Genomic DNA, 17,572 nt, shown 5'->3' on the forward strand with positions numbered 1-17,572 from the left:
TCGCCTGCCGAATCGATAGAGCGGTCGACATGGCTTTCCGCAGCCAAGTGCATCACGGCATCAGGCTGGTGTTGTGCGAATACGCGGTCGAGTTCGGCGCGGTCGCAAATATCCACTTGTTCAAAAGCATAGCGAGGATTATTGGCTACCTCAGTCAAAGATTCCAAATTGCCGGCATAAGTCAGCTTATCGACATTGACGACAGAGTCTTGGGTGTTTTGGATAATATGACGGACAACGGCAGAACCGATAAAGCCCGCGCCGCCGGTAACAAGGATTTTTTTCATAAGTTTCAGAGGATAGTCAAAATAATATAAACGGATTATAGCAGACAGAAAGTGTGTTTTTCAGATAAAGAGGCCGTCTGAAAACATCTCTTTCAGACGGCCTGTATCAGGTCAACTTAATCGTCGTAGCCATTTGGATTGTTGCTGACCCAACGCCATGAGTCTTCCATCATCTGCGCCAAATCGCGTTTGGTTTCCCAACCGGTCTGCGCTTTGGTGTAGGCGGGATCGGCGTAGAAACAGGCCAAATCGCCATCACGACGCGGTTTGATTTGGAACGGAATGGTCAAACCGGAGGCTGCCTCAAAGGCACGGATGATTTCCAATACCGAATAAGCACGTCCCGAACCCAAATTAAACAGGTGTACACCCGAAACATCGCTTTTCGCCTGCATTGCCGCCACATGGCCTTCCGCCAAATCCATCACATGGATATAGTCGCGCATACCCGTACCGTCTGGGGTAGGATAGTCATCGCCGAAAACCGACAATTGCGGCAGCTTGCCTGAAGCCACTTGGCAGATATAAGGCAGCAGATTGTTTGGGATACCGTTTGGCTGCTCGCCGATCAAACCGCTTTCATGCGCACCGATAGGGTTGAAATAGCGCAACAAAATCACGCTCCAACGCGGATCGGCCTTTTGGATATCCGTCAAAATGCGCTCCACCATAGACTTAGACGTGCCGTAAGGGCTGGTCGTATCCCCCGGTTGCATATCTTCCGTATAAGGTACTTTACCCGGATCGCCGTAAACCGTAGCAGATGAGCTGAACGCAATCTTAAATACGCCGGCACGCGCCATTTCTTCAGCCAAAACCAAACTGCCCGACACATTGTTGTCATAGTATTTCATTGGTTTGGCCACGCTTTCACCGACTGCCTTCAAGCCGGCAAAATGGATGACAGCATCAATATCGTGTTCCGCAAAGATTTGACGCAACACTTCACGATTACGGATATCCCCTTGGTAAAAAGGCACAGACTTGCCGGTAATCTTTTCCAAGCGCGGGAGGATGTTGGCAGACGAATTGCACAAATTGTCCAAAATCACGGCATTAAAGCCTGATTTCAACAGGGAAACAACGGTATGAGAACCGATAAAACCGGTACCGCCGGTGATAAGAATAGTCATTGGTTTTCCTTAATTAAAATTGTGTTTGGAAGTCGTGAAATCGGTTGGCTGAAAATACAAACACGCTTTCAGATGGCCTGGTGTAAGTGTTGTCAAAGAGGGATTGCTTTATTTGGATATTGTATATTTAGTTACCTGAAAAGTAAAAAAATATGGGATAATCACAGTGTTATGCACAGAGTGCAAAGCGTTATCATTTCAATTTTAATAAAAGGATCTTACCATGTCAGTATCTAACGAAGTTTTGGCGTTGATTTCACAAGTTGCACAAAAACAAGTGTCAGCAAATGAAGAATTGTTGTCTACAGGACTTATTGATTCTGTGAGCGCAATGGATTTGGTTATGGCCATCAAACAAAAATTTGATGTTGATTTGCCGTTTGAGCAACTGGTTGATATTTTGGCAAACTCAGCCAATATCATTCAATATGTTGAAAATAATTACAAAGGCTAAATCATGAAACAATTAAATGAATTCCAAAATCTTGATGATTTTTTGGAATACCGTTTCAGCCAAACTTCGGGAAAAGCGTTAGTTAATGATACTCAAGAATGTTCTTGGGAAGAGTTGCGCGTAAAAATAGCCGCATTTATCGAGGCTTACAAAAGCATAGCAGATATTACCAAAAACATTCCTCTGGTGTTGCACGGCCATAAAGAAATTGATTTTGCAGTGGCAATTTATGCCTGCTTATTAAACAAAATCCCTTTTATTCCGGTGGATAGTATTTATCCTGAAAGCCGTCTGAACAATATCTGCCAACTGTCGAAAGCACGCTTTGTATACCGTTCGGCAACGCAAACTTTTGAAAAGCAGACTGACGAAGAAGTAGAGCTGGCTGAAAAAGATTTGGCTTACATCATGTTTACTTCAGGAACAACCGGCGCACCTAAGGGTGTGCAAATCGGTCGTGAAGCCGTGTTTAACCTGATGAAATGGATGAAAGAGCAGCTTAATTTAGCCGCACCTAATGTATTCATGAATCAGGCTCCGTTTGCGTTTGATTTGTCAATGTACGAAATCTTTGGCAACTTGGCTTACGGCGGTTGCATTGTCATGAACAGTCGTGATGCTATTTCTAATCCTGCCACCTGGATTGATTTTTTGGCCAAACAACAAATTACTACCTGGGTTTCCACGCCTTCTTTTGCCATGCAGCAGCTGCTTAACCCTAAATGTAGTCAAGCTACTTTACCGAGTTTGAAAGAATTTTTGTTCTGCGGCGAAAAACTTGGCAAACCAGTAGTAAATATGATTTTTCAAAAATTTCCCGGTGTCCGTGTTATCAATACCTATGGTCCGACTGAAGCTACTGTAGCAACAACTTACGTTGATATTACACCTGATATGCTGGCGGCAGAAGAAGAGTTGCCTGTAGGCGTTGCCGTGCTTAATTCCAAATTAGAGATTGTTGACGAAGAGATTTGGATTAGCGGTAACCATGTGATGCGTGGCTATCTGAACAACGAAACTGAAAATGCTAAACGCTTGGTAGTACACAGTGCAGATAACCGTACTTATAAAACAGGTGACTACGGTTTTGAAAAAAATGGATTGTTCTATGTACAAGGCCGTAAAGACGAGCAGATTAAGCTCAATGGCTACCGTATCGAACTTTCAGAAATTGAAGAAAAAATCCTTAACCTTAAGGAATTTGCCTTTGATAATGTGGCAGTAGTGGCTTTGAAACGCAACACAGGCGCAGTATTGCGTTTGGTGTGTTTCTATACAGCCAAGCAAAGTGCAGATACTCAGGCGATCAAAGACGCATTAGTACAAAATTTACCGTCTTACATGATGCCGTCTGAATTTATTCACATTGATGAAATTCCAGTCAGCACCAACCACAAAACCGACAAAAAAGCATTGTTGGAAAAATATCAGCAGGGTTTATAAAATGGATTTATATCAAATTCAGCAAAACATCTTACGAAAAGCCAAGATTGATCCTCAAAAGGTTAACGCTTGGATTTATAACAATCAAAGTATAGTGTTTGATTTTCTGTTGAACGACTATTTTGTCAGCGTCAGTTATACGGCAGTAGGACAAACCTTTAACTTTATTGAGCGTAATAAGAGCAAAATTTCTAAGATTTCCGGCTTCCATAAATTTCTGAAATATATTTCAGAAATTTATGGAAGTTACCCACAATCGGTTAATCAAGAAAAGACAGTATTGTCTTTTAAATTTGCTGAAACCGATTGGGCAAAAATCGAGGATAAATTTAGTGAGATTTTAGAAGTCACTTCCATTTATCTTGGCAGCGAATTATGCTACATCCTGAATGTTGAAAAAAATAAGGGCATTAATTTAGCCGAGTACTTGGATAAGCCGGAAGTTGAATACATTGGTGTTAAAGGCGACAGTAATGAGTTTTTCCTAAGCTATGCTCGGAATCATGGTCTAAGTGATTATGTTTATGAGCTAAATAATAGAGGCTTTTTAGCTGTTGAACACAAAATGGGTGTAAGTGTGTTCCGTCGCGTGAACAAGCACAGTTATAAAGATCTTTTGGCTTATTTCCCAGACTCTTTCCATGAGTTGGAAAATGTCATTTATACTGTTGAAGCACCGAAAGTATTGAGTGCCAACAAGAAAAACCTATTGGTGTTGTTCTCTTATACCAATAAGAGTAATGAGAATATGGTTGACCGTTATTATAGCCACCCATTTCCATTTATCAGCAACAGCATTATGCCAAATACTTACATCATCCGTATGGCTGATGTATCAGACGCGTTTGGCAGTCACGGGTTGAATACAAAGTTTGATGAAAATATCGAAGACAATATCCAGCGTTTCATTAAGAGCCTGATGAATATTTATGGCGTAGATAAGAAAAACGTAGTCATTTGCGGTGCATCATCAGGCGGTACAGGAGCGGTATATCACGGCTTAATTGGTGGGTACAAAACCTTTGCAATCGACCCATTTTTGGGCAATCATAAATACTATGGTGGCAAAGATCCATTGTATCTGCATTCTATCCGTACGCCGATTTTGGAGACTTTCAAAAAGCTACCAGATGTAATTGATCATAACCTTGAAAATCAAGTGGTCATTTCATCGGCTAAAGTATCAGAGTTTTATCCGGATATTAAAGAGCTGAAAGAAGCATTGCCTACAGTTGTATTATGTGAGTTTGACTTTGAAAAAATTCAAAAGCACATAGATTTTTCAGGCAACACAGTATTCTTGTCCAATACCATTATCAATAATTTGCTGTTGGACATCCATATTACTGATTCGGACATTAATCTGAACTAAATGCGAAGTAAATAGACAGTAAGTTTAAAATTTACTGTCTATTTTTTTAATATTTGAACCATATTTATCATGTTTGGGGAATGTAATGGTAGATAAAACGGCTGAAGAATTTCAGCAAGAAATTCTTAAAAATATCAAATTAAAAAATACGTCTGTTGATATTTATTATCAGCAGAATGTGTACTGCAATTTCAAATCTGACCGTGAAACACCATTTTCTGTCAGCTTAAATTTAGATTGGCAGAAGATTTTCCTGTTTTATCGTAATAAAAGTGAGATAGATAATATCGGAGAAATGTTTCCAAACTTCAGCTTATCTAAGCAGGATGGGGATAATGTATACATTTATGATGTCAGTACTTTGGATTTTGCCCAAACCTGTGCGGTCTTTATCAAATTGGCCGAGCGTGCGGAACAATATTTTTCTGAACGGCCAGTAGTTAACAGCCGCAAAAAAGAGGTGATGTCAGGTAATTATATCGACACCTCCGGAAATAAAATTACTGCACCTGATAATCTGCGAAACTGTCATTTCCAATTTCTAGGAGGAGGTGGGAATGAAGTTGTTATCCACCCTAATGCAAACTTGCGTAATGTATTTTTGGAATTTTTGGGCAAGGACAGCAAAGTCTATATTGGAGAAAATGTTTCTATGCAAGGCCAATGGTGTTTGGGAGTAGGCTGTACGATTAACATCGGCAGTAAAACTACCAGTACCAATCCGGTTTATATTACTGTTGCCGAACATACAACCTTGTCCATTGGTGAAGATTGTATGTTTGCCACTAATAATCAAATCCGTACTGATGATGCACACCCGATTTATGATGTTCATACTGGCAAACGTTTAAATGTTTCTAAAGACGTTACCATTGGAGACAGAGTGTGGGTAGCCTATGGCGCAACAATTTGGGGTGGTACAAAGATTGGTAGCGGTAGTATTGTTGGTGCATTTTCGGTAGTGAAAAAACATTTTCCTAATAACTGCGTTATTGCAGGCGTGCCGGCTAAAGTCATACGCAAAGATGTATTTTGGGAACGCAATAATGTTTTATATACAGATATAGATGAAGGTAAGGATTTGGCAGAAATGAATCATGTCACCTATATCAATTCAACAGTAGAACTTGATTAGTACATCTAACTAGTAAAGGCCGTCTGAAAACATAAAAGTTTTCAGACGGCCTTTTTTAAGATAAGACAGAGATTACTCTAAACAAGCCAATTGTTTTTTCAGACACTCAGCCTGTAATACCTTGTCACCTTTAGCTTCGGCTATTTCAGCTGCCAGTTTCCAATATGCTGCTGTGTCTTGTAGAGAGAGACTGTCAAAATAACGTTGTGCTGCTTGATGGTTTTTCAGACGGCATAAAGCAGTTGTATAAAGATACATCGTTTCCGGTGAGGTTTGTGCAAAATCAGCCAATATTTTGGTGACAGACTCCCAATCTTGGTTTTGGGCAAGTTTTTCAGCTTCATACAAGGCCAAAGACGGATTCTCAGGATATTTTTGGCGCAGTTGAGCCAATAGATATCCTTCGCCGTCAGTGTTGCCGGTAGCGTACATTTTTTTCAGATAATCGACTGTTAAATCTTCAGGAATTAAGAGCAGATTTTCTTCAAAGGCACGGTTAAGCTGGGTAAATAGTTTTTCAGAATCACCGCGTAATTTTGCCAGTCTTGCAATCGCGATACGGCAACTTGGATCATTCTGAGTATGGTTTTCAAAAGCAACCAAAAACTGATGCGCGCCTTGTAAGTTACCAAGTTTCATGCAGAGGTAAGAAGCCAATAGCTCGGGTTTGAGATAGCCTTTTTCACGATCGTCCAAGCTATCAATATACGTTTTCAGTAAAGCCAATGCTACAAAATAATTCTGCTCCGATAGTTTTTGTGCTACGGCTAACAAAGGTTGATATGAGTCGGGTAAGTCTGTACCTATCCGGGCAAACAGTTTTTCAGACGGCCTTTTTGCTTGATGAAACGAGGCTGCAAGTAATGCGATAAGTAAATCATTTTGCGTTCCTATATGCTCGTTTTCAGCAAAAAATTCCGCCCCTTTAACGGCATTACCGATATATAAGTCCATTTTTGCATGCCAGTAACCTGCGGTATCGGGATAATTAGGTAACAGGTTTTGCAAAGTATCAAACTGTTTGCTCTCAAATAAAGCGTTCAGATAACGATGGCGATAATCAGCTGTTTCTTCCGCATTCAGACGGCCTGTATCAAGTAGAGTTTGGATACGGCTTGCAGCTAAGTCCCATACCTGATGATTGTCTGCTTGCTCAATCATATTGATTAAAATCGGCAGATTGTCAGCGGTTTCGGCATGGTCAAGAGCAGTAATAGCTTGATACACACGTTCGCAGTTGCCACCTTCCTGGAAGGGGAAAGTATCGCGGATGCGAGCAAGATATTCGGGTTTGGCATGTCCTGATTTTAAAATGTTTTCTAATTCAGTCAGCGTTTCATGCTGATTGATGGTAATAGGGCCAAATCCGTCAGTTTCGTAAGAGAAATAGCCTTTTTGATAGGTGTGTGTACCAGAGAAAAAGGCTTCTTTATCAAATTGATAGTAAATAATTGCCTTATTCAGATAGGCCATGTCAAATGCTACTGATGAGTAGTCGGTAATCAATACGGCGCAACGTCCGAAAAGATTTTGAATACTTTCAGTTTCACGCAGTCCACTCCAGATTTTTATATAGGTAGGGACATTCATTACTTCCAAATAGGGCTCGATATTTGGGTGTGGTGCAAAAATTACTTCGTAGCCGTAGGTTTCTACCATTTCCTTCAGGCGCTGGTCGTGAAGCAGAGCCTGCCAGTAACGGGCATAGTCAGTTTCCATAAAAGCACTGTTGAGCGTACGAGTATTGCTACCTGTACCGATATTTTGACCGACAATGTTATTGCGCCAAGTTGGCATAATCAGGATCTTGCGACTGTCGGGCTTATTTTTTGATAGTAAGGAGTCGTAGCGTGGAAATCCAGTTAGTGCTACTTCTTTTTCGGTCAGCTTGTAGGTATTGAAGTCAGCCTTAATCGAGCGACTTTCTGGCTCAGTAGTGGTAATGAAACAGTGTAGGTTTTGTTTGCTATTTGTCCATGCAGAAAGATTGTCTTTGGTTACTCCGTGCTGAAGAAAGACAAATTTTTTGCTGTGTTCGTATAAATCCCCAAAATAATTGTTGATGTGTTTTTCCAAATGACTGGAAATGATTTTTTCAGCTTTACGCAAATGTCGTTCATATTCACTACCGCCGAATTCTACAAGTTTGAAGCCTTCTTGTTCGAGACGGCTCCAGTCTGGGGCAGTTTTGTTGAGTACGAAATAGCAAGTTTGTTCAGGGTGGTTCTGCATCATATAACGATAAAAATGCTCAGCGTTGTCGTCAGCTTTAGTTTCCCTATCCATTAAAAGCCAGCTGCCGTCTGAAAGGTATTTTTCAGACGGCGTAAATAAACCGATAAGTTCATTTAATGCGATGCCGTGCATAAAGGTTTTACCTTTAATTGAAATTCGCATTGCTTTTTTGTTAAGTAGAATATTAATTTTGGCGTTGTCTACAACATCACCATAGGGAACCCATAAACGTTTTTCGTAAACAAATAATTGTTCATTTAGCTTATTGACCACGCTTTTTGCATAGACAGGAATAAGATCACGCCCATCGGCTTGCACAGAATATGGCTGGTCAAAATAGGTAAAATAGCTGATAAGGAACTGTTTGCGTTCACGATCGATGTTTTCAATATAGGCGATTTGGAATGGAGGCTCGCTCTGTTTGAACATTCCAAGCATACCAACTTTATGGAATAGCCATACTCCCGCTAAGCCAAATTCCATAATATTTTTTTGATCAATATAATTAAAAACCTGCTGCATTAGATCATAAAAATGTGATTTTTGTTTGGTATCCAACAAATCTAGACGTTCAGGTCTATTAAGCAATTGTTGGATATACCAAGCCATATCATATAATGCGGTTTTTTGTATTGAGGAGGGTACATGCCCTAAGCGGTTTTTATAGTTTTGAAGCATAGGCAAGAAGCCATACTCAAAAACATTAGAAAACTTTTCTACTTTTTGCCAAGAAGTATCTAAAGTGGATGTGCCACTTTCACGTTTGCGATAGAAATAGACGGCATCTCTGTCAAACACAGCTTTTGCGTCCTGCAAATCTAATAAATAGTCTGCAATAAATTTGCCATCTTCAAAGTTTGGCTTAACATTGTGGTTAAACACCAAATTCTGTTTTTTAATATGGCTGACTCTGAAAAAGGTTGAGGCAGCAGACATATTGATAAATTTATCGAGCTTAGCAACATCAATAACGTGGGTTTTGTTAAAACGGAATCTTAGAGGATGACTGTCTTTAATGATATTTTGATTTTCAAAGAAAAACTTCATGTTAGTAGCTACGGTTACTGCCGACGGATGTTGGCTAATTTGAGTATCTACTGATTTGAAGTAGTCAGGGTGAAGATAATCGTCAGGGTCCGTAAATACTACCCATTCAGTTTGTGTATGTTGTAAACCCAGATTGCGTGCCGAGGCCTGGCCGCCATTTTCTTTGTAAAAATAATGGATATTTTGGGGAAACTTGGCTTGCCATCGTTTGATGATTTCTGCCGAATGGTCGGTCGACCCATCATCTACTAGAATGATTTGAATGTGTTTTTTGAAATTCAAGCTTTGTTTGACAATACTGTCAAAGTATTCATCAAGGTATTTTTCGACGTTATAAACAGCTGAAACGATTGTAAATTGATTATTACCTTCGTATTTTAAGGGAAGGTATTTTTTGAGTTTCATTACGCGTTTGGCGTACATGTCGCGGAAAAAGAGTTTAGGGTCTCGTAAGAGCTTCCGAAATTTTTTATTGTTCATTTTTTTGACCTTTTATTTTTATTTGGTTTTGAAGTAATTTTCCAGCATTTGAATCAGTTTGTCCTGGTAGTTTTCAATCTGTTGCTGGCTGTGAAAATCGTTGGCACAAAAAGAGTGTGGCTGCCGCCCATTTTTTTTATTTTCCAAGAGCTTGATATATTGGGCAGGCGCTTTGTTGGAGCGGATATTAAAATAATAACATATTTCATTACCTACTGTAGATTTCCTGTTTAAAAACATCAGCCAAGGTACGAGGAAGGTGGCAAGATTGAGATCGTGGTTAGAACGGAAACGGTTGGATAAAAAGGCTTCAATCTCAGTTCGGTAGTGCTGCCAAGCAAATTGAAAGCTGCTTTTATTTAGTGGGATATAGGTGTGTACTAACGGACGGTCGATGTGGCAGTCGTAGTGCTGTTGTAATAGTGCGATGCAGTTTTTTGAGGCGGAAAGAGTGGGTGTGTCAGTTCCTCTTTCGGACATTTGTTTTAGGCTTTTGTCTGCAATAAAAAGAGAGGCAATGCCGTTGGCGTGAAAAAAATGTTCCTTCGGTAATGGTCGGGCAACAAATACATCATCGTTAAAATAGATGAAGTGTTCATTTAGATTGGGAATGTTGTGCAGGTGTGCTTCGATTACATGCGAATTGAAGGTGGGCAGGTATTGCGAGTCAATGATTTGACTGTGATCTATTATGCTGACGTTGGGATAGTCGGCAGGATTGAGCCAGTCGGGGCGTTGGTTGTCGGTAATGATGTAGATATGGTTTACCCACGGCAGGAAGGTGCGCACGCTGTGAAGTGAATAGTAAAGTTCGTTGTGGTTGCTGAAACGGGCTTCGTCATTATTGTGGAGTGCGTTTTGTTCGGCAGTAGGGCTATATTGGCGCCGACGTTGCTGCCATTCGGAATCTTGGTTATTTACCCATGTGAAAACGACATCAACTTTAATAGGGGGAAGGTTGATACTATTTTCAAGTTCGGCTAAATACAGGGTGTTGTCGATAATGACCGGTTCGTCAGACTCTGTTGTACGCTGTTCGGCGTTGCGGACAGGGTATCTTTTGTTGAGATAGTCGCGGAAGAATACACCTGGTTGTCGAATCAGTTTTTTAAGTTTTCTCATGACGGTATTCACTGTAATGTGATGTTTTTGATACTTATGTCAGGTTTTCAGACGGCCTAATATTTCATCAGGTGTTATAATGGTCGTGCTTAATTAAAAGTATAGTGAGATTTAATCAATGTTGAAAGCAGAATGTCTTACCCGCAGGGGCATGTTATTGTTGTGTGTCAGCCTGTTGGCCGCATGCTCTTCTCTTCCTAATTCTGGTCCGAGTACGCGAAATGTTGTTGCTTTGGGGCAACAGCCGGCTACGGCCGAAGTGCCGGAGGTGGAATTGATTGATGTGAATGGTGCGGTGGCTCAGTCACTATATCAAGCGCAAGTTAATCAGTCATTTGCTCAGTTGGGCGATGGTACATCATCAATAGGGGCTATCAATATAGGCGATGTGCTGGACATTACGATTTGGGAAGCTCCTCCGGCTGTGTTGTTCGGTGGGGCTCTGTCGTCTACCGGTTCGGGTAATGCGCAGCAAACGAAGCTGCCTGAACAGATGGTCAGCTCTGCAGGTACGATTTCTGTGCCGTTTATTGGCGATGTGTCTGTCCTTGGTAAAACACCGGTTCAGGTGCAAAACATTATTAAAGGCCGTCTGAAAAAAATGGCAAACCAGCCGCAGGTAATGGTGCGCATGGTGCAAAACAATGCGGCGAATGTATCGGTTATCCGCGCGGGTAACAGTGTGCGTATGCCTTTGACGGCTGCAGGCGAGCGTGTGTTGGATGCGGTGGCTGCCGTGGGCGGTTCGACTGCGAATGTTCAGGATACGAACGTACAGCTGACACGTGGCAATGTTGTCAGAACGATTGCTTTGGAAGACTTGGTGGCGCATCCGCGTCAAAATATTTTGTTGCGCCGCGGTGATGTAGTCACAATGATTACTAATCCAAGCACGTTTACGTCTATGGGTGCGGTCGGTCATACGCAGCAGATTGGTTTCTCTGTGAAGGGCTTATCTTTGGCTGAGGCTGTGGGACGTATGGGCGGTCTGCAGGATTATAGTGCAGATGCGCGCGGCGTATTTGTATTCCGTTATGCGCCTTTGTCCGAGCTGCCTCCTGAGAAACAATCTAAATGGGTTGAAAAGGGTTATGGCGATCGTGCGGAGATTCCTGTGGTCTACCGTTTGAACCTGGCAGATGCGAATTCTATGTTTTGGATGCAGCGTTTCCCTGTGAAGGATAAGGACGTGGTGTACGTATCGAATGCACCGATGGCCGAAGTACGCAAGTTCTTGTCATTTGTGTTCTCGCCTGTGGTTAGCGGTGCGAACAGTATTAATAATTTAGTGAACTGATGGGGAAAATAATGTCTGAGCAAGTTTCTGCAAATGTGGATGTGAAACCGGAACAACCGGCTCCCGAAAAGAAAAAGGCCAAAAAGTCTTGGTTGCGTAAGATTAATCCGTTGCTTTGGGTAACGGTTATCGTGCCGACTTTGTGTTCCGGTGTGTATTACGGACTATTTGCTTCTGATCAGTTCACATCCCAGTCCAGCTTTGTGGTGCGTTCTCCTAAAAGCCAATCGTCTTTGAACGGCTTGGGCGCTATTTTGCAGGGGTCTGGTTTCTCTCGTGCGCAAGACGATATTTATACCGTGCAGGAATATATGCAGTCGCGTTCGGCTTTGGACGCGTTGCGTAAGAAAATGCCCGTTCGTGATTTTTATGAAAAAGAAGGCGACATTTTCAGCCGTTTTAATGGTTTTGGCCTGCGTGGCGAGGATGAAGCGTTTTATCAATACTACCGCGATAAGGTATCCATCCATTTTGACTCTGTCTCAGGCATTTCTAATTTGAGCGTTACATCTTTCAATGCCGGTGAATCTCAAAAGATCAATGATGCTTTGCTCAAACAGGGTGAGGTATTGATCAACCAGCTGAACGAACGTGCGCGTCAGGATACGATTCGTTATGCTCAGGAAGTGGTCAATTCGGCTGAAGAGAAAGTTAAAGAAGCTTCGGCTCAATTGACAAAATTCCGTGTGTCCAACGGTATTTTTGACTTGAAGGCGCAATCCGATGTGCAAATGGGTTTGGTATCCAAATTGCAGGACGAGTTGATTGTCATTCAAACTCAGCTTGACCAGGTAAAAGCCGTTACGCCTGAAAACCCGCAAATTCCAGGTTTGATTGCGCGTGAAAAGAGCTTGCGTAAAGAAATCTCGCAACAAATGAAAGCGATTTCCGGCGGTGGCGAGGGTTCGTTGTCCAATCAGGCGGCGGAATATCAGCGCGTGTATTTGGAAAACGAATTGGCTGAGAAACAATTGGCTGCAGCGATGACTTCTTTGGAAAGTGCGAAAGCGGAAGCAGATCGTCAGCAATTGTATTTGGAAGTGATTTCCCAGCCGAACAAACCTGACTTGGCGCATGAACCAAACCGTCTGTACAACATTGTGGCAACGTTTGTCATCGGTTTGATTGTCTATGGCATTGCCGTGTTGCTGTCTGCAAGTATCCGTGAGCATAAAAACTGATGAAAGAGCTACATAAAACATCGTTTTTGGAGTCGCTGCTTATCCAAAAAAGGGTAATCGGCGCGCTCTTAATGCGTGAAATTATTACTCGCTACGGTCGTAATAACATTGGTTTTTTGTGGTTATTTGTCGAACCTTTGCTGCTGACTTTGGTTATGGTGTTGATGTGGAAGTTTTTCCGCATGCACAACGTGTCGGCTTTGAATATCGTGGCTTTCACGCTGACAGGCTATCCGATGATGATGATGTGGCGTAATGCCTCTAATCGCGCCATCGGTTCGATTGCGGCCAACACAAGCCTGCTGTATCACCGAAATGTACGTGTTTTAGATACCATTTTTGCGCGTATGTTGTTGGAGATTGCCGGTGCCACCATTGCGCAGGTTGTGATTATGGCTGCATTGGTCGTCATCGGCTGGATTGATGTACCGGCAGATATTTTCTATATGTTGTTGGCTTGGCTTTTGATGGCAATGTTTGCCGTTGGATTGGGGCTGGTCATCTGTTCGGTGGCGTTTCACTTTGAGCCGTTTGGCAAAGTTTGGAGTACCATCAGTTTTGTGATGATGCCTTTGTCCGGCGTGTTTTTCTTCGTACACAACCTGCCTCAGCAGTTGCAACACTATGTGCTGATGCTTCCGATGGTGCATGGTACAGAAATGTTCCGTGCCGGATATTTTGGTAACAGCGTTACGACTTACGAAAATCCTTGGTATATTTTGTTGTGTAATTTAGTTTTGCTGCTGCTTGGTTTGGCGATGGTGGCGAGATTCAGCAAAGGGGTTGAGCCGCAATGATTTCAGTTGAACACGTTTCCAAACGCTATCTGACCCGCCAAGGTTGGCGGACAGTCTTGCACGATATCAACTTCAAAATGGAGAAGGGCGAGAAAATCGGTATTCTCGGCCGCAACGGTGCAGGTAAATCGACGCTCATCCGTTTGATCAGTGGCGTTGAGCCGCCGACCACGGGTGAAATCAAGCGGACGATGAGTATTTCTTGGCCTTTGGCATTCTCCGGTGCGTTTCAAGGCAGCCTGACCGGTATGGACAATTTGCGTTTCATCTGCCGGATTTACAATGTCGATATCGATTATGTGAAGAACTTTACCGAAGAGTTTTCCGAGCTAGGGCAATATCTTTACGAGCCGGTTAAGCGTTATTCTTCAGGTATGAAGGCGCGTTTGGCATTTGCTTTGTCGTTGGCGGTAGAGTTTGATTGCTATCTGATTGACGAAGTGATTGCGGTTGGCGACTCGCGCTTTGCCGATAAATGTAAGTACGAGTTGTTTGAAAAGCGCAAAGACCGTTCCATCATTTTGGTGTCGCACAGCCACAGCGCCATGAAGCAATATTGCGATAATGCGATGGTGCTGGAAAAAGGGCATATGCACCAGTTTGAAGATATGGACAAAGCCTACGAATATTATAATTCGCTGCCTTAAAGCGATTGTTTTTTAAATCAGGCCGTCTGAAATTTCAGACGGCCTGTCCGTTGGAATTCTATTGATGAACATTACTCAAATCCTCTCCCAAGAACTCTCCGCCACTGCCGCGCAAATCAATGCTGCGATTGAGCTTTTAGATGATGGCGCAACCGTACCTTTTATCGCGCGTTACCGTAAAGAAGCTACAGGCGGGCTAGATGATACGCAGCTGCGCCAGCTTGCCGAGCGGTTGCAATATCTGCGCGAATTGGAAGAGCGCAAAACCGTTGTTTTAAAAAGCATTGAAGAGCAAGGCAAGCTTTCAGACGACCTCAGGGCGCAAATTGAAGCCGTCGACAACAAAACCGCGCTGGAAGACCTGTATCTGCCCTACAAACCCAAACGCCGCACCAAAGCGCAAATCGCACGCGAACACGGTTTGCAGCCGCTGGCGGACGTGTTGCTTGCTGAGCAGCCGCAGGATGTTGAAGCCGCCGCACAGGACTACCTGAACGAAAACGTCCCTGACGTAAAAGCCGCGTTGGACGGCGCGCGCGCGATTCTGATGGAGCAGTTTGCCGAAGACGCAGAACTCATCGGCACGCTGCGCGATAAGTTGTGGAACGAAGCCGAAATCCACGCGCAAGTCGTTGAAGGCAAAGAAACCGAAGGCGAAAAATTCAGTGATTATTTCAACCACCGCGAACCCGTCCGCACCATGCCCAGCCACCGCGCGCTGGCGGTTTTGCGCGGCCGCAACGAAGGCATTTTGAACATCGCGCTCAAATACCAGCCCGACGACACGCCGATTACGCAGCGAAGCGAATACGAGCAAATCATCGCCCGCCGTTTCAAGGTTTCAGACGGCCACAAATGGCTGCGTGATACCGTGCGCCTGACTTGGCGCGCAAAAATCTTTTTGTCGTTGGAACTTGAAGCCCTAGGCCGTCTGAAAGAAGCCGCCGACACCGACGCGATTACCGTGTTCGCCCGCAATCTCAAAGACTTGCTGCTCGCCGCGCCCGCCGGACGGCTGACCACGCTGGGTCTCGACCCCGGCTACCGCAACGGCGTGAAATGCGCCGTAGTGGACGACACGGGCAAGCTGTTGGATACCGTCATCGTCTATTTGCATCAAGAAAACAATATGTTGGCAACGTTGTCGCGCCTGATTAAACAACACGGCGTGAAACTTATCGCCATCGGCAACGGCACCGCCAGCCGCGAAACCGACAAAATCGCGGGCGAACTGGTGGGCGGAATGCCGGAAATGGGGCTGCACAAAATCGTCGTTTCCGAAGCCGGCGCGTCGATTTATTCCGCGTCCGAACTGGCGGCGCGCGAGTTCCCCGACTTGGACGTTTCCCTGCGCGGCGCGGTGTCCATCGCCCGCAGGCTGCAAGACCCGCTCGCCGAGTTGGTCAAAATCGACCCCAAATCCATCGGCGTGGGGCAGTATCAGCACGACGTGAACCAAAGCCAGCTCGCCAAATCGCTGGACGCGGTGGTCGAAGACTGCGTGAACGCCGTCGGCGTGGACGTGAACACCGCCTCCGCCCCGCTCTTGGCGCGAATTTCCGGCTTAAATCAAACCCTTGCCCAAAACATCGTCGCCTACCGCGATGAAAACGGCGCGTTCGACAGCCGCAAAAAATTGCTGAAAGTACCGCGTTTGGGCGAAAAAACCTTCGAGCAGGCGGCAGGCTTTTTGCGGATTAACGGTGGCAAAGAGCCGTTGGACGCGAGCGCCGTCCACCCCGAAGCCTATCCTGTTGTCGCCAAAATGCTGGCGCAACAAGGCATTACCGCCGCCGAACTCATCGGCAACCGCGAGCGCGTGAAGCAAATCAAAGCCTCCGACTTCACCGACGAACGCTTCGGCCTGCCGACCATTCTGGACATCCTGTCCGAGCTTGAAAAACCCGGTCGCGACCCGCGCGGCGAGTTTCAGACGGCCTCATTCGCCGAAGGCATCCACGAAATCAGCGACTTGCAAGTCGGCATGATACTTGAAGGCGTGGTCTCCAACGTCGCCAACTTCGGCGCGTTCGTGGATATCGGCGTCCATCAAGACGGTTTGGTGCACATCTCCGCCCTGTCCAATAAATTTGTTCAAGACCCGCGCGAAGTCGTGAAAGCCGGAGATGTGGTGAAAGTGAAAGTGCTGGAAGTCGATGCTGCGCGTAAACGCATTGCACTCACCATGCGTTTGGATGACGAACCGGGCGGCACAGTCAAAGGCAACAGGCCGTCTGAAACCCGACATCAAGAACGCCGCGACCGCAAACCCCAACGCAACGACCGCGCCCCAACCAATTCGGCAATGGCGGATGCGTTTGCGAAGTTGAAGCGGTAAGGTAGAAAACCAATTGAAGGCCGTCTGAAAAGTGATGTTCAGACGGCCTTTATCGTATGAGGCGAATTAGATAATTAGTGGAATGGATATACTGATGCGCCCATTGAATGTTAACGATACATTTTGTAGTAGGCACATGCAAACAAGCGTATAGTTCCAAATATCACAAACCCATCATCACAACCTTAGGAGTTCAAACCATGAAACCTGTTTTGTTTGCCGTGCTGATTTCCTGTTTCTCCGTTGCTGCGTATGCAGCCTGTACCGACAGCCAGCAGCAGTGCGTGATTTATAAAAACGGCAATGTTGCGACAGAAGGCGGCTGTACGGTCAGTAAGTGCCAAAGTGCCGATGCGCAAGTGTTGAAATGGAAGCTGAAAAACGGCAAAGGCGTAACCGTGGAAATCGGAAAAAACGGTAAGGTTTTGGTGAACAAGAAACCGGGTGCGAAAGCGAACAACAGTAATGCGTCAGGCATGGGTTTGACATGCTATGCCGCCGATGCGGACAAACGCGAACAGTTCTGCTCGACCAATTATTGATTGGATTGTTGCTTTGATTAAAGGCCGTCTGAAAAGTGTTTCAGACGGCCTTGATGTTTATC

Annotated in this window: 14 protein-coding genes; 10 read left to right on the forward strand and 4 right to left on the reverse strand. The window is 44.3% G+C overall.

The annotated features are described in order from the left end of the window. A partial coding sequence (locus tag ACTHS3_RS03480; RefSeq protein WP_440367179.1) for a GDP-mannose 4,6-dehydratase occupies window positions 1-287 on the reverse strand: 287 nt, incomplete at its 3' end. 116 nt (window positions 288-403) lie between these two features. Next, the gene (gene galE / locus ACTHS3_RS03485; protein ID WP_004519079.1) at window positions 404-1,420 is read right to left on the reverse strand and encodes a UDP-glucose 4-epimerase GalE; all 1,017 of its coding nucleotides are present in this window, start codon (window positions 1,418-1,420) and stop codon (window positions 404-406) included. A 223-nt stretch (window positions 1,421-1,643) separates the two neighbouring features. Between galE and ACTHS3_RS03490 the strand changes: the two genes are divergently transcribed. The 4 genes from ACTHS3_RS03490 to ACTHS3_RS03505 all read left to right on the forward strand — a co-directional run bounded on the left by ACTHS3_RS03490 (window position 1,644) and on the right by ACTHS3_RS03505 (window position 5,824). Then, window positions 1,644-1,874: an acyl carrier protein gene (locus ACTHS3_RS03490; RefSeq protein WP_003747973.1), complete on the forward strand. Its 231-nt coding sequence runs from the start codon at window positions 1,644-1,646 to the stop codon at window positions 1,872-1,874. 3 nt (window positions 1,875-1,877) lie between these two features. Further along, complete coding sequence (locus ACTHS3_RS03495) at window positions 1,878-3,317, forward strand: AMP-binding protein (protein WP_004519078.1); 1,440 nt, start codon at window positions 1,878-1,880, stop codon at window positions 3,315-3,317. Continuing rightward, window positions 3,244-4,689, forward strand: coding sequence for an XcbB/CpsF family capsular polysaccharide biosynthesis protein (locus ACTHS3_RS03500; RefSeq protein ID WP_283126914.1), 1,446 nt, complete (start codon window positions 3,244-3,246; stop codon window positions 4,687-4,689). The genes ACTHS3_RS03495 and ACTHS3_RS03500 overlap by 74 nt, the downstream gene beginning before the upstream one ends. A gap of 85 nt (window positions 4,690-4,774) precedes the next feature. Continuing rightward, window positions 4,775-5,824: an acyltransferase gene (locus ACTHS3_RS03505; protein WP_004519076.1), complete on the forward strand. Its 1,050-nt coding sequence runs from the start codon at window positions 4,775-4,777 to the stop codon at window positions 5,822-5,824. 72 nt (window positions 5,825-5,896) lie between these two features. On the opposite strand, the gene ACTHS3_RS03510 is transcribed toward ACTHS3_RS03505, so the two are convergent. Beyond that, complete coding sequence (locus ACTHS3_RS03510) at window positions 5,897-9,586, reverse strand: CDP-glycerol glycerophosphotransferase family protein (RefSeq protein ID WP_070624946.1); 3,690 nt, start codon at window positions 9,584-9,586, stop codon at window positions 5,897-5,899. 18 nt (window positions 9,587-9,604) lie between these two features. Further along, window positions 9,605-10,708: a Stealth CR1 domain-containing protein gene (locus ACTHS3_RS03515; RefSeq protein ID WP_070624948.1), complete on the reverse strand. Its 1,104-nt coding sequence runs from the start codon at window positions 10,706-10,708 to the stop codon at window positions 9,605-9,607. A 118-nt stretch (window positions 10,709-10,826) separates the two neighbouring features. On the opposite strand from ACTHS3_RS03515, the gene ACTHS3_RS03520 reads away from it, so the two are divergent. From ACTHS3_RS03520 to ACTHS3_RS03545, 6 genes are all read left to right on the forward strand, one after another. Further along, window positions 10,827-12,005 (forward strand): polysaccharide biosynthesis/export family protein, encoded by a 1,179-nt coding sequence (locus tag ACTHS3_RS03520; RefSeq protein ID WP_070624950.1) that lies wholly within the window; start codon window positions 10,827-10,829, stop codon window positions 12,003-12,005. An 11-nt stretch (window positions 12,006-12,016) separates the two neighbouring features. Continuing rightward, complete coding sequence (locus ACTHS3_RS03525; protein WP_036492193.1) at window positions 12,017-13,186, forward strand: capsule biosynthesis protein; 1,170 nt, start codon at window positions 12,017-12,019, stop codon at window positions 13,184-13,186. Further along, entirely contained in the window at window positions 13,186-13,983 is a 798-nt protein-coding gene (locus tag ACTHS3_RS03530; protein ID WP_004519071.1) for an ABC transporter permease, read from the forward strand. Before ACTHS3_RS03525 ends, ACTHS3_RS03530 begins: the two co-directional genes overlap by 1 nt. Continuing rightward, window positions 13,980-14,630 carry an ABC transporter ATP-binding protein gene (locus ACTHS3_RS03535; protein WP_036492188.1) on the forward strand — a complete coding sequence of 217 codons (651 nt, stop codon included), beginning with the start codon at window positions 13,980-13,982 and terminating at the stop codon, window positions 14,628-14,630. Before ACTHS3_RS03530 ends, ACTHS3_RS03535 begins: the two co-directional genes overlap by 4 nt. Before the next feature lie 64 nt (window positions 14,631-14,694). Next, window positions 14,695-16,968, forward strand: coding sequence for a Tex family protein (locus ACTHS3_RS03540; RefSeq protein ID WP_049335794.1), 2,274 nt, complete (start codon window positions 14,695-14,697; stop codon window positions 16,966-16,968). A gap of 200 nt (window positions 16,969-17,168) precedes the next feature. Next, entirely contained in the window at window positions 17,169-17,510 is a 342-nt protein-coding gene (locus tag ACTHS3_RS03545) for a hypothetical protein (protein ID WP_049335795.1), read from the forward strand. Window positions 17,511-17,572 lie beyond the last annotated feature (62 nt).

The organism is Neisseria sp. P0009.S007 (assembly GCF_051962515.1).